At 44.0% G+C, this 13,631-nt stretch carries 13 protein-coding genes; 6 read left to right on the plus strand and 7 right to left on the minus strand.

Going from position 1 to position 13,631, the window contains the following annotated elements; all coding sequences use genetic code 11:
• Nucleotides 1-11: 11 nt before the first annotated feature.
• The gene (locus R7D93_RS02785; RefSeq protein WP_031780904.1) at nucleotides 12-905 is read right to left on the minus strand and encodes a hypothetical protein; all 894 of its coding nucleotides are present in this window, start codon (nucleotides 903-905) and stop codon (nucleotides 12-14) included.
• A 458-nt stretch (nucleotides 906-1,363) separates the two neighbouring features.
• Between R7D93_RS02785 and R7D93_RS02790 the strand changes: the two genes are divergently transcribed.
• The 3 genes from R7D93_RS02790 to R7D93_RS02800 all read left to right on the plus strand — a co-directional run bounded on the left by R7D93_RS02790 (nucleotide 1,364) and on the right by R7D93_RS02800 (nucleotide 5,272).
• A complete protein-coding gene (locus tag R7D93_RS02790) occupies nucleotides 1,364-2,482 on the plus strand; it encodes a polysaccharide export protein (RefSeq protein ID WP_005384599.1) in 1,119 nt (372 codons plus the stop codon).
• A 129-nt stretch (nucleotides 2,483-2,611) separates the two neighbouring features.
• Entirely contained in the window at nucleotides 2,612-3,052 is a 441-nt protein-coding gene (locus tag R7D93_RS02795; RefSeq protein ID WP_031780905.1) for a phosphotyrosine protein phosphatase, read from the plus strand.
• 51 nt (nucleotides 3,053-3,103) lie between these two features.
• Complete coding sequence (locus R7D93_RS02800; RefSeq protein ID WP_005384609.1) at nucleotides 3,104-5,272, plus strand: polysaccharide biosynthesis tyrosine autokinase; 2,169 nt, start codon at nucleotides 3,104-3,106, stop codon at nucleotides 5,270-5,272.
• A 65-nt stretch (nucleotides 5,273-5,337) separates the two neighbouring features.
• Here the strand turns inward: R7D93_RS02800 and R7D93_RS02805 are convergent, their stop codons facing one another.
• Together R7D93_RS02805 and R7D93_RS02810 are read right to left on the minus strand one after the other, a co-directional pair.
• A complete protein-coding gene (locus tag R7D93_RS02805; protein ID WP_017634450.1) occupies nucleotides 5,338-5,709 on the minus strand; it encodes a hypothetical protein in 372 nt (123 codons plus the stop codon).
• Nucleotides 5,710-5,716: 7 nt separating this feature from the next.
• The gene (locus tag R7D93_RS02810) at nucleotides 5,717-6,025 is read right to left on the minus strand and encodes a monooxygenase (RefSeq protein ID WP_005384613.1); all 309 of its coding nucleotides are present in this window, start codon (nucleotides 6,023-6,025) and stop codon (nucleotides 5,717-5,719) included.
• Between the two features lie 109 nt (nucleotides 6,026-6,134).
• Here R7D93_RS02810 and R7D93_RS02815 point away from each other — a divergent pair, with 109 nt between their 5' ends.
• The 3 genes from R7D93_RS02815 (at nucleotide 6,135) to R7D93_RS02825 (ending at nucleotide 10,265) form a co-directional block, all read left to right on the plus strand.
• Complete coding sequence (locus R7D93_RS02815) at nucleotides 6,135-7,025, plus strand: LysR family transcriptional regulator (protein ID WP_225495682.1); 891 nt, start codon at nucleotides 6,135-6,137, stop codon at nucleotides 7,023-7,025.
• 280 nt (nucleotides 7,026-7,305) lie between these two features.
• Nucleotides 7,306-8,571, plus strand: coding sequence for a DUF1835 domain-containing protein (locus R7D93_RS02820; protein ID WP_225495684.1), 1,266 nt, complete (start codon nucleotides 7,306-7,308; stop codon nucleotides 8,569-8,571).
• 389 nt (nucleotides 8,572-8,960) lie between these two features.
• Nucleotides 8,961-10,265 (plus strand): dicarboxylate/amino acid:cation symporter, encoded by a 1,305-nt coding sequence (locus tag R7D93_RS02825; RefSeq protein ID WP_017820133.1) that lies wholly within the window; start codon nucleotides 8,961-8,963, stop codon nucleotides 10,263-10,265.
• 104 nt (nucleotides 10,266-10,369) lie between these two features.
• On the opposite strand, the gene R7D93_RS02830 is transcribed toward R7D93_RS02825, so the two are convergent.
• The 4 genes from R7D93_RS02830 to R7D93_RS02845 form a co-directional block, all read right to left on the minus strand.
• Nucleotides 10,370-10,744, minus strand: a complete 375-nt coding sequence (locus tag R7D93_RS02830; RefSeq protein WP_213912045.1) for a YkvA family protein — start codon at nucleotides 10,742-10,744, stop codon at nucleotides 10,370-10,372.
• A gap of 211 nt (nucleotides 10,745-10,955) precedes the next feature.
• Nucleotides 10,956-12,080: a M20 family metallopeptidase gene (locus R7D93_RS02835; RefSeq protein ID WP_225495686.1), complete on the minus strand. Its 1,125-nt coding sequence runs from the start codon at nucleotides 12,078-12,080 to the stop codon at nucleotides 10,956-10,958.
• A gap of 9 nt (nucleotides 12,081-12,089) precedes the next feature.
• Entirely contained in the window at nucleotides 12,090-12,557 is a 468-nt protein-coding gene (locus tag R7D93_RS02840; protein ID WP_053303905.1) for a YjiG family protein, read from the minus strand.
• A complete protein-coding gene (locus R7D93_RS02845; RefSeq protein ID WP_005374846.1) occupies nucleotides 12,557-13,294 on the minus strand; it encodes a nucleoside recognition domain-containing protein in 738 nt (245 codons plus the stop codon). The genes R7D93_RS02840 and R7D93_RS02845 overlap by 1 nt, the downstream gene beginning before the upstream one ends.
• Between the last annotated feature and the right edge of the window lie 337 nt (nucleotides 13,295-13,631).

The raw sequence follows: 13,631 nt of genomic DNA on the forward strand, positions 1-13,631 counted from the left end.
CAAAAACTTGCTTAGTTACCGCCTGTCGCGCCAGTGCCTGGACCCGGTGGATCTTCAGGTTCAATTGGCTCACCGACTTCCGCATCTGGAATTTGTGGTACGTCAGGTTCGATATCTTCTAATGGAATGTCGTTATCGATAGCCTCTTGTACATCAGCAACAACTTTCTGAGTATCTTCAGCTGGAATCGTTACGTAGATAACGTCACCTGAATCATTCTCAGGATAATTTGGGTTCGCCGCGATTACATCTTCTGTTATTGCTTTTGCAGCAACAGCTACAGCTTCAGGCGAAGCTGTTGGGTTCGCTTTGATGATGTCTGATACAACGTTTGCTGTTGCAACTAGCTGAGTAGCAAGTGCGCTGTTACCACCCTCACTGCCAAGTCCTGCTACTACAGATTCTGTATCACGAAGGATTTCGTCAACTGTTTTACCACTTGCATTGATATCGATACCCAAATTCTCGAATACTTTTTCAGCGATATCAGAAGAGTATACTTCACCATCTTTTAAAGAGTTAGCAACCAAAGTCGTAAATGGAGAGCCTGTTACCAATGAATCCGCCTGGGCTAGGCCTTGAGGGATTTTGTAGTCAGATGTAATAGGTTTGCCATTTGACGCGTCTTTACTATCTTCTGTGTGCGTTAATACGAAAGCACAATCACCTGGCGCATTTACAACGTTGATATTTTCAAAACGCGCTTTACCAACCATACCTTCATAGTTTGTTGTATTTTCAATCGCGTCGTATGTCTCACCACCACATACTGCTTGAACTTTCATGCCGATAACAGCTGGGTCATAAGCCTGAACTGAGTATCTTTTTACCTCAGGGTCGCTGTCACTACCACAACCTGCTAGTAGGACTGCTGCCACACTTGCCGTTAAAAGTTTGATTTTCAAAATTAGCTCCAATATTTGTTGTTATATCCGACCGCAACAGGAAGCATAACGGCAGTTGCATATAGTGTAAATAGGATGCATACAACTTTGGCATGAGTTTTTTCACATTCTTGCCTGTTTGCTTGTGCAAAATCATGCATTCATCTCAATAACGTTAAATAGACACAATTTTGTCATGTATTCGTCAGTATTTTTTCAAGTAACTTGTTGCCTTTATTGCAACCAGATGGATAATAGTTGACTATTTTTTGTGGGTCGGATTTTCACACCTTCATTAATGAAACTAAGAGCTCTAAGTCGCTAGCAGCCATTTGGAGTGTTTATTACACAAATAATTCTGAATGGACTCGCTTTCTAAAGGCTTAAAACTGCAGTAAATCATCAATATTGATGAAATGCAGTTCAATTAGAATGAATCAATTTCAGTCGGCAAACTTTCTTTCGGTAGTTATAAACCAATGAACACATTTAATAAATTTTTGGGGATATCAGTACTTCCTATCCTTCTTACAGGGTGTACTTTGCCTGGTAGCCACCTTTCGGTCAGTGACAAAACAGTCATGAGCACTGAATCGAGTGATATAGATTCTCAGGTTACCGTTTATCCCTTAACTTTGGAGCGCGTAACGTCTTTAAATTCAGTGGACCCTTTTTCAAAACCAAACCCAGAGTTAGATATTGAAATCGCAAAATATGAATACGAAGTAGGACCTGGCGATATCCTAAATATCACTATTTGGGATCACCCAGAGCTAACGATCCCAGCGGGCTCATACCGAAGCTCAGCCGAAGCGGGTAACTGGGTGCATTCGGATGGCACGATCTTCTACCCTTACATAGGTGTCGTACATGTTGAAGGCAAAAACGTACGTCAGATTCGTGCAGACATTGCAAGCCGCCTTGCAAAATACATTGAGAGCCCACAGGTCGATGTAAGCGTTGCGGCATTTCGCTCTAAAAAGACTTATGTAACTGGCGAAGTTAACAAGCCAGGACAACAACCAATTACAAACATCCCCCTTACACTTCTAGATGCTGTGAATAGAGCTGGCGGACTGGCTGCCGAGGCTGATTGGCGTAATGCGACACTGACACGCAATGGCGTTGTTGAAAACGTCTCTTTGTATGCTCTGATGCAACAAGGCGATTTAACTCAAAACCGCCTTCTAAAGCCTGGCGATATTGTTCATATTCCTCGAAACGATGCGCAAAAAGTATTTGTTATGGGCGAGGTTAACGATCCGAAATTACTCAAAATTGATCGTAGCGGCATGAGCCTTACTGAGGCTCTTAGCAGCGTTGGTGGTATCAGTGAAATCTCCGCAGATGCTACCGGTGTGTTTGTCATCAGACGTTCAAAAGAAGAAGCTAAAATGGCGGACATTTATCAGCTAGATGTTTCTGACGCTTCTGCTTTGGTGATTGGTACTGAGTTTGATCTCAACCCTTACGACATAGTCTATGTGACGGCTGCACCTGTTAGTCGTTGGAATCGTGTGATTGCTCAGCTCGTTCCAACCATTTCCGGCTTTAATGAACTAACCGAAGGTGTACTACGAGTACGCACTTGGCCGTAAAACAACGTGCCGCAAGAAAATTATCTCTTGCGGCACGTAATCGATAGCTACTCAGCTCAATTGCGCAATATAAAGAAGCCAGCAATTCAGTTGAGATCATAAGCATACAACTTAAAGTAGGGTAAGCATTTGTTTTCTAATATTCTTGTCGTCTGTGTCGGTAATATTTGCCGCTCTCCAACAGGAGAGCGGCTTTTGCAGTCTTTACTACCAAACAAACATGTCGCATCAGCAGGAATCGCAGTAGATAAGAGCCATCTAACGGGAAAAGCTGCTGACGAGATGGCAACCACTATCGCGAACGAACATAGCGTAAGCTTAGATGGACACGAAGCACGACAATTAACACCTGAGCTTTGCGCTCAATACGATCTGATATTGGTTATGGAAAAAGGTCATTTAGAAGCCTTAACCAAAATCGCTCCTGAGGCACGAGGTAAAACGATGCTGTTTGGACAGTGGATAAATGAACAAAACATCCCTGATCCATACAGACAAAGTAGAGAAGCTTTCGAACATGCATATACGCTTATAGAAAAAGCAGCAAAAGCGTGGTCTCAAAAACTATAAGCCGCAAGGCTAAATAAACGCCAATGGCAAGGTATTTAAGAAGTTAAAGTAATGACAACACAAACTATTAAGCAATCACGTCAAGCCGACGATGAGATCGATTTGGGAAAGTTATTTGGGATCATTCTCGATGCCAAATGGCTCATTCTATGTACCGTAGTCCTATTTTCGATTATAGGCGTCGGCGTTGCCATTCTATCAACACCTATCTATAAAGCTGACGCACTTATCCAAATCGAAAGTAAGAGTTCAGGTGGTATTTCAGCGATGGTTGGTGATATGGGAGAGCTGTTTTCAGCAGAATCATCAGCGACAACAGAAATAGAGATCATCAAATCTCGTATGATCTTGGGCGGTACTGTTGATAAGTTCAACTTAACGACTGTCGTTTCTCCAAACTACATGCCAATTATTGGTAAAGGCCTAGGTCGACTACAAGGTGAGCAAATCAGTCTGAGCGTTTCACGATTTAATGCTCCTTCTTACGCAGTTGGCGTTCCTTTAACTCTTGAAGTTATTGATTCTGAAAAACAGACGTTCAGGCTCTTAGAAGATGACAATAACGTCATTCTAGAAGGTAAAGTTGGTGAACTGCTTGAGAAGAATGGATACCAGTTTTTGGCGACTGAACTTGTGGCTCAAACTGGTGACTCATTCACGGTCAGCAAAATCAGTAAATTAGATGCAATTAATAAACTTCAAGAAAACTTATCGATTAGCGAACGTGGTAAGCAAACCGGGATTATATCTTTAAGCTTCTCTGGTGAAGACCGCGCTAAGATTCAAGATATCTTGAACGACATTAGCCAAAACTACTTCTTACAAAACGTTCAAAGAAATTCTGCAGAGGCAGAGCAAAGCCTCGAGTTCTTGAAAGGTCACCTCCCAGACATCAAAACAAAACTGACCGCTTCTGAAGACGTTTTAAATCGGTTCCGTCAAGAAAATGAATCTATCGACTTAGGCCTTGAAGCTCAGTCAACGCTGAAAGTAATGGTTGAGTTAGAAGCACAGCTAAATGAGCTTACATTCAAAGAAAGTGAGATCAGCCAACGCTTCACACAGGATCACCCAGCTTATAAGTCGCTACTTGATAAACGTGAAACACTATTAAAAGAGAAAGAACGTCTTAATAAACAAGTTCAAAAGTTACCGAAAACACAGCGTGAAGTTCTACGTATGACACGCGATGTAGAAGTAAACCAACAAATCTACATCCAACTTTTGAACAAGGTTCAAGAGCTCAACATTATTAAAGCCGGAACAGTTGGCAACGTTCGAATCTTAGATAACGCTCAATCTTTCTCTAAGCCAATTAAGCCGAAAAAAGCGCTTATCGTTGTGCTAGCAACACTGCTTGGCGGTATGGCAGGCGTTGCTTTCGTATTAATTCGTGCAGCATTCCACCGTGGTGTGGAAACACCAGATCAAATTGAACAGATTGGCATGCCAGTTTACGCAAGCGTTCCAAAATCTATTCAACAACTGGAATTTGCAAACAAGCTTAAGCGCAACAAAGGCAGCAACAATGAGCTAGTCCTTCTAGCGGAAGCTAACCCAGCCGATCTTTCCATTGAGGCTCTACGTAGTCTTCGCACTAGCTTGCACTTTGCAATGATGGAAGCGAAGAATAACGTTCTTATGATTTCAGGTCCTGCACCATCTATCGGCAAAACATTTGTATCGACCAACTTTGCGGCCGTCGCTGCGAAAACCGGTCAGAAAGTGCTGCTTATTGATGCGGATATGCGTAAAGGTTATTTGCAGCAATGCTTCGGTCTACGTTGGGACAACGGTCTTTCTGATTACTTGAGCGGTAAGACATCCCTTAGCAACATCATTAAATCTACATCCATTGATAATTTAGATGTTGTGACTCGCGGCCAAGTACCACCAAATCCGTCAGAACTTCTTATGCACCCTCGCTTCAAGAGCTTTGTTGACGAGATGTCTGCACAATACGATCTAGTCATCATCGATACACCGCCTGTACTCGCAGTTACCGACCCAAGCATTGTTGGCGCGCTTGCAGGAACAACTCTGATGGTCGCTCGTTTTGATCAAACGACTTTGAAGGAGATTGAAGTCGCGCAAGGTCGCTTCGAGCAATCAGGCGTTGAAGTTAAAGGTGTGATTCTCAATGCAGTTGAGAAAAAGGCATCTAACTCATACGGCTATGGATACGGCTACTATAACTACGCGTACAAAAGCGAATCATAAGTTGAATTTAGATCGCTAATTAAACCAAATATGACAAAGCCCTGCTAGAAACAGCAGGGCTTTTTCTATTGCACTCTTAATTGCTTGTACGTAATCAAACTAAGCAAGACAAAGAATATTGGGTCACTCCAACCAAAACCGACAAATACTCCGATAATGCCGGCATAGGTAGTAATCACTGCCCCTAAGCCATTAGTAATCAATAATGCTTTAAACAGCTGTTTCGCAGTATGCCCTGATTCCACATTACGTAACATCAAACTCACCGCAGCGATTCCACCTAAAAAGATCGAAGTATGCTGCGATAAAAACAGCGCGTACTGGTCGTTAATTTGTACTCCATACATCGGCCACATTATGGTTGGTACAAAAAACAACGCAAAAGCGAATACCGTATATACGACACCATGAACGGTTAGAAAAGTGCGGTTGGTCATCATCTCCTTATCCTCTAATAGGCCCTTGATTGAGCGTCGTTAACGGCACATTGATATCGAAAATTTGACCTCGTACTTCGACTACGCCCATTTTTCGTAAGCGTGCGGCATGCATTTCGAGATACGCTTGCGCCGTGGCTTCATCTTCAAAAAGATAGATACCACCACCGAGTTTGTCTTTTTCGCTTTCCGTCCAGATTTTCCAAATCATGCCCGACTCTTGGTTAATCGACTTAGCTAAGTCGACCAAAGCATTCGACATCTCTTCACCAAACGGACCATGAAATTCAAAATCAACTTGTAATAATTTCGCCATCTTGAGTCTCCTCTTCTTATTGACTCGTTTTCGATGACAAGATTATTACCTTTATAAAACTGACAAAAAAGTTCATAATTTTGCCATTAACTGTCTAAAAAATTGACTCATGAGACTAAAAACGACCTTAGAACAATGGCAAACGCTACAAGCGATTGCTCAAGAAGGCAGTATTCAATCCGCAGCTTTACTGCTCAACAAGAGCCATACCACATTGATCTACTCGGTGAGGAAGTTAGAAGACCAACTTGGTATTCAACTTATCGAAGTACGAGGGCGCAAAGCGGGTTTGACAGAGCACGGTAAAACCATACTGCGTCGTGCACAATCCATGCTTGAACAAGCGCGGGAACTAGAAGTCATCAGCAAGCAGTTAAAAAGTGGGGTGGAATCTCAAATCACGGTCGCAGTAGATCATCTTTGTGACCCTTGTTGGCTCTATGCACCACTCAGTCAATTTTTGGAGAACAACAACACGACCTCCGTTCAAGTGGTTGAAACGTCACTGAGCAAAACAACCGAAATGGTCGTAAATGAGCTCGCTGACATCGCAATCATCAACTTACCGATAACCAACTACCCTGCCGAAGCATTTGGCGTAACAACCATGCTGCCTGTAATCGCAGCACACCATCCACTCGCTAAAAAGCCGCATGTTTCCATCGACGATTTTGCAACCACCAGCCAAATTGTCATCCGTGACTTAGGTGATTCAGACAAAACGAAAAGAGATGTGGGTTGGTTACGCGCACGTCAGCGTATTACCGTCGATAACTTCGACCACGCTTTTCACGCCGTAGAGCAAGGCGTTGGGTTTTGTCGGCTACCAGCGCACTTAGTCTCAGCCCGAAAGAGCGATAAAATTAACGTATTGGAGCTCGAACACTCCCATCAATATCAAGTTGCGCTGCACCTCACTTTGCCCAAAGGAGCCAAAAGTGGTCCTGCGACTCAAGCGCTTTATCGTATTTTACTCAAAAGTGTAGAAACTCGAGTCTAGCAACAGTGTTATTGAGTTGAATCGCTAGTGTTATCGCCTATTGATTCTCCCTAAACATAGAGAAACGGCCATTTTGTGACGCTACACTCTCACAAAAGGTTGCACGAAGGATAGCGACCACCTACTATCACTCTGCTCATGCCTAAAGCACCCAACACTCGCGGAAAGAACTCGGTTCACGGCAATATCCTCACCTGCTTGGTTTAGCAGGCACAATCTGTTTTTACCTTCTTTTTAGCTTCTATTTAGGCGAGTGTGGAAGAAATAAGAAAGGTGAAATATGAACTCTACAAATAGCTTCTCGATCAATATCAATCAGCAAAAATCCATTGCTAAAAAAAGGCTCAAAGCTATCCGCCTATACGATGACGCTACGTTGGAGTTAGTTAAGCGATTTCACTCCAAGCCAGAATCTTTGGCTCCCAATACAATTCAATTGGCTGACGTTCAATATGCACTCGCAAGAGAACTTGGCTTATCCAGTTGGAGTAAACTAAAAGCTCATGTCGAAGAGCTAGAAGCGCACAAACTAGCCATCAAACAACAAAAACCGCCCCTAGATGCGAAAGTAAAAACGCTACACGTTCGTTGCGGTCACGATATACAACAACAGCTTAAAACCAGTGGATTTGAAGGGACATTTTTAGCCCTGATCGATCCGCTTTGTATTGGCCCCATACCAGCAACACCGCAGAACTTCCTTGCCATTCGTGCCCAATATGTCGTAGAGACTCTGCTGCCCGTGATGAAGCGTGAAGACTCGGTTCAAGATATAGTCACATTGGAACAATCAAACCTCGATCTGTTGCAAAGTGATGTATTTGAACGAATCGTCTTTTGGGTCGAACATGACAGTTATGATCAATTGATGCTAATTCGTGCTCTAACACAGTTAGAGGATGTAGAGAATAAAGTTATAGAGATCATTGAGTTGAACCAGTTCCCGGGCACTGAACGATTCATCGGCTTTGGGCAGTTGCCTGAAGAAGCTATTCGTTCTTGTTGGCGATACCGTAAACCTGTGACAGCAAAATTATTCAGTCAGGCTAAACGGTGTTGGCACGCTATTACATCACCGACACCTATTTCTATAGTTAATTTGATTCAGCAGCATAACCTGGATTGCTTGCCCAATATATTCAACGTGCTTAAACGCCATTTGCAAGAGTTACCTAATTCACAAACTGGATTGAGCTTGACACAACACCTCGCACTAAAGGTCTTGAGCTCGCAAAATCGTTCAATTCCCATCAAAGATTGGTTTGAGCAATATCAACAACTAGAACCTCTTCCTTACCTAGGAGACGTGATGTTTTACGCGTTACTCCTCCCTCTAGCACAGTGTCAAACACCTTTGATCACGATTGAGTCACGTGAAAGGCACTGGTGGGAACAAAGCGTCCGTATCACTGAGGCTGGCAAGCAGTGTTTGGAAGGCTTAATACGAGCGAAACAATGCTATTGGGTTGGAGGGATTAAAAATACCAGTCAAAGTTATTGGAGCTGGGATCACCTCCAACTAACTACACTTGCCAACCATCATTGAGTTGACAAATATGAAAGCATAAAGGGTTCGTTGGCTCTGATGAACACTCAATACTAAATTATCCCTAAAGAAGCGACCGCTAGTCTGAATACAACTTAAATAGTTATGCAGAAATGCATCCACTCAAAGAGAGTATGCACTCTATCTCTTATTAGAATTTATTGTAAATCCTCTTTGTTATCGGTTGTATATTCGATAAAAGTGTTAAAATACAAACTTTTTATCCAGCCAATTCGTTAATATTTGGTTAAAATTCCATTTTTATTAGTGATAAAGTTCACATCTATTAACCATTTAGAGGATTATTCTTTCGTATTTTCTCACTCCGCTGCTAATCTGCTCGCCGCTTTGAAGTGAACTCAAGGTGCATAACTATAAGGAGTGTTCTCATGAATACCAAGAAACCGATGTCGCTTACCAGCCGCGTAATTTTAGGTATGGTTGCGGGTATCTTGACAGGATTTGCAATTCGCACACTTTTTGCCGACAACGGATTTGTCGACGCATACATTGTTAATGGATTATTCGAAGTTGGTGGACAGATCTTCGTTGCCAGCTTAAAAATGCTTGTTGTACCGCTAGTATTTGTTTCGTTAGTTTGTGGTACTAGCTCTCTCAAAGACCTCTCTACACTGGGTCGCATGGGCGGTAAAACCCTCGCTTTCTACGTTACGACAACGGCTATCGCGATTACGCTTGCTCTAACTATGGGTACTCTATTCCAGCCAGGGGCAGGGGCAGATCTAACGGCAGCAAGTTCATTCAAATCAGCCGAAGCGCCATCTTTAGGTCAGGTGATCATCGATATGTTCCCGACCAACCCAATCAGCGCAATGGCAGAAGGTAAAACTCTGCAAGTTATCGTGTTCGCCGTGCTATTCGGTATCGCGATCAGTGCAGCGGGTAAACCAGGCGAACGCATCGCAGCATTCTTCTCTGATCTGAATGAAGTGATCATGAAGCTGGTCGCGATTTTGATGAACTTGGCGCCTTATGGGGTGTTCTTCTTAATGGCGAAGCTATTCACTGGTCTTGGTCTGGGCGCGATCGTCAATCTGGCAGAGTACTTCTTAGTACTGGCTGGTACGCTTGTCCTACACGGTCTAGTCACTTACAGCTTGATGTTAAAAGGTTTCACTGGTCTAAACCCAATTACGTTCCTACGCAAGATGGAAGACGCGATCATGTTTGCTTTTTCTACAGCATCATCGAACGCGACGATTCCAGTGACAATGGAAACAGCAAAGCACCGCATGGGTGTTGAGAACCGTGTATCATCGTTCACAGTACCACTTGGTGCAACCGTGAACATGGACGGTACGGCGATCATGCAGGGCGTAGCAACTGCGTTTATTGCTCAAGCTTTCAATATTGATTTAACTATGGGCGATTACCTAATGGTTATCATGACGGCAACTCTGGCGTCTATCGGTACCGCAGGTGTTCCTGGTGTGGGTCTTGTCATGCTTGCTATGGTATTGAACCAAGTTGGTCTGCCGCTTGAAGGTATCGCGCTCATCATGGGTGTTGACCGTCTTCTTGATATGATTCGTACCGCGGTAAATATCACTGGTGACAGTGCTGTAACCGTCATCGTTGCGAAATCAGAAGGTGCATTGGATGAAGCTCGCTTCAACGACCCAATGGCAGGCGTAGCCGAAGAAGAAGTGCATCTTAAACGCGCTGACGCCTAAATCGTTCTACGATTACCATCCTGAAATTATATAGTCCTGTCTAAAAGAAAGCCCCGATGGAAATATCGGGGCTTTTGTTTTCTCCGCGTCTAGAAATGCTCTTTCTAATCCACCATCGAACTCAGCTTTTCTCTCGCTCGTTCTTCATGCTCGTCGGTGATGGCATTGCCGACCGAGTTCGCCGCTAGCGTCAGTGCTGCCATATCATCGGTAAAACCGACGCCAGCTAGTAAGTCTGGCACCATATCGGTTGGTAATACGAAGTAAGCCAATGCTCCACCTAAAATCGCCTTATGGCGAACAGAGGTGTTAGAATCTGTCATCGCGAGCCATGATTTTATGCCCATTACGGCAATTTCTTCACCCGCTTTCTTAACCGACCCTTTCATTTTTCGCCAGAATGTTTTCTCATCTGGCGCTTGCATCGTTTGATCTTTGGCGTCTTTCGGCGCCGATTTTACAGACATTGTTGTGGTCATCGTTGCCTCCGAAATTTATGACTATGTCCAACATATTAATAAATCGAACCTGAACGCAAGATTAATAACAAGAAATGATAGTAAAGTGAAACACAGATAGAAAAATCCCCAAACCGAAGTCCGGGGATTATTGCCTTGGAAACAAAAAGTCTTGCAAACCAAAAGGTTGAAGCCAAAAGCTTTGGGAACCAAGCTTTAAAAGCAGAATGCCTTATTGAACAATCTTCTCCAGTACACGTATCAACATTTTGATACGTGGTTCAATAGACTCAAGCAACAAGTACTCTTGATCGCTGTGGAAGCCCGCACCGATAGGTCCTAGACCATCCAAAGTTGGAACGCCAAGAATTGCCGTATTGTTTGCATCAGAGCCGCCACCCACTTCTTTCCAGTTGATGTCAATAGACAGTTCACTTGCTGCTTCTTCAACTAATGCCATCAAGCTTTCAGTTTGCGTGCTTGGCACCATAGAGGGTTTGTAAGCTTCACGAACCAACTCGATGCTAACGCCATCAACGAATGGTGTTTCCAGCATGCCGTTTAGCTTGCTATCGACATCATCGTATTCTTCATTACTCCAGAAACGCACATCCACGATCGCTTCAGCGTGCTCAGGGACGATGTTTGCGCCGTTACCGCCAGACACAATACCCACGTTTAATGTGGTGCCAGATTCGAAGTTCGTCATGGCATTGATTGCGAGAATCCAGTTCGCCATCTCGGTAATTGCACTGCGGCCATTTTCTGGCTCGTTGCCAGCGTGGGCTGCAATGCCATTAAACGTGATTTTGTAACGCGCCATGCCTTTGCGCGCTTTGACTAAACCTCCGTCTGCGCGTGCTGCTTCTGCCACCAATACGTTTTTCGCGTTTTTTGCAACAGATTGAATCCAGTCGACCGAATCTAACGATCCAGTTTCTTCGTCTGGGTTCATGCAGATACAAATCGACAGTTTATCCAACACCGCTTGGTCGAGGTTACGCATCGCGTACACAATATTCAGCAAGCCAGATTTCATGTCCGAGACGCCCGGACCGTAGGCTTTCTCTGCATCTTGAGACATTGGACGAAGCTCAGCAGTACCCACAGGGAACACGGTATCCATGTGACCAATCAGCATTACGTCGATTTGCTCAGCTTCCGGCTTGTTTCGAACTTCAAGACCGATGCCCGCTCTGCCACAGTCGATGCGTTTTACGCTCCAACCTGACATCGCTTGGTACTTCTCTTCAAATTGAGAAGCGATAAACTCGATACCATCAGTCGTGTAAGTGCCACAATCCACATTAATCAGCGGACGTAGCTCTTCTAGATATTCATTTAGAGAGAATTGCATGACTCACTCCTAGACAAACAGATTCATCACCAGCATTGCGCCAAACGCGTTCAATACTGAGATTGCAATCATAATTGGGATGTAACGACCTTCAGTACCGATTGGGCCCATGATACGACCCATGTACTGAACTTGAGAGCCCATAAGGTAGATGGCAGGCGCTAGAATCGCAATGTGCGTGCCGTTAAGGATACCTTGGTCAAACAGCGTGATAACCACACCCACTGCGCCACCCATCGACATCCAAGCACCGATCAATACCGCTGCAGCTTCACCCGGAAGACCAAACACCGCCATGATTGGAGAAAACACAGTGCCCATCAGATCCAACGCGCCAGTGATTTGCAGCGCTTTGATGATTACGAACGCCATCAATACGTTAGGCACCGTAGAGGTAGTCGCAATCACCCAACCTTTCTTAGCACCTTCGACGAAGATATCCGTCACCATTGGTTTTTTCGCTTTAACGTCACCCATTATGCCGTCTCCTCTTTTAAGTTCTCTGATTTGTTTTGGTCTTGCTTGTCTTCTTTACCTTCCGTCATGTTCAGGTAGATACGGAACAGGTTCGCGCCGATGATCTTAAATGCGAACATCACCACAACTGCTAAACCAATAGAAGACGTTACTGCTAGAGAGCCGTCAGCCATCGTCAGTGTGAACAGCACAGCACCCGATGAGAAGAAGTTCACGATGGTTGCACCTGCTGTGAACTGGAACATGGTAAATACGTCCGTTTCACGCTTAGTTAGGTGACCTTCATCTTTTAGCTGACGCGTCATTGCCGCACCTGCATCGGTACTTTGTAGAGAAGCAATTAAAGCCAGACCAGAGTTACCAGGGATGCCCATTAGAGGACGTAGAAGAGGAGTAAGAAGCTTACGAGCTGCTTCAAGTGCACCGTAGTGCTCAAGTACGTTGATCATACCTAAGGCGAACATAACAGTTGGAATCAAAGTAAGTGCGAAAATGAAACCGTCGCGAGCACCGCTACCACCAGTACCGCGAAGCGACGTTGTTGCAACTTGCACACCGTCAGCCGTTTCGGTGACACCATACGCCACCTTGCCGAAAGAGCCATTGAGCGTTGTAAAATCGAATACACCGTACCATTCGCTAGATTGCATCAGGCCAGAAAAGAACACAACCGCAAACGCCAGAGCAACGTAGCACCCCAGTGTAACTTTACGCTCAGTTTGAACAGGAATTTTCATAACATTACCTACACATGTGGAACTTAACACATATGTTCACCTGAATAATGTGCTAGAGAGATGATCAAAATCAATCCGCCTGCCGAACATTATCGCGACTCAGTTATGAAGTTTTGTTTTATGATTTCAATCACAATTGAAAGATAATAAAAGTTTGTTCTAACAATTAGGTATTTTAATCTATATCGATACCTCGGGACTTCTTCATCAACTCAAAAAATGATTCTGACGAATATTGCTTTCTACAACATTCATGACGTACTTCATACTTTGGCATTGAGGCAATATCGATTAACTCGAAAGTAACATTCAGCCACGAAATTTAGGTTAGGATGGT

The sequence above is a fragment of the Vibrio sp. YT-15 genome (genome assembly GCF_033337445.1).
GTDB lineage: Bacteria > Pseudomonadota > Gammaproteobacteria > Enterobacterales > Vibrionaceae > Vibrio > Vibrio alginolyticus.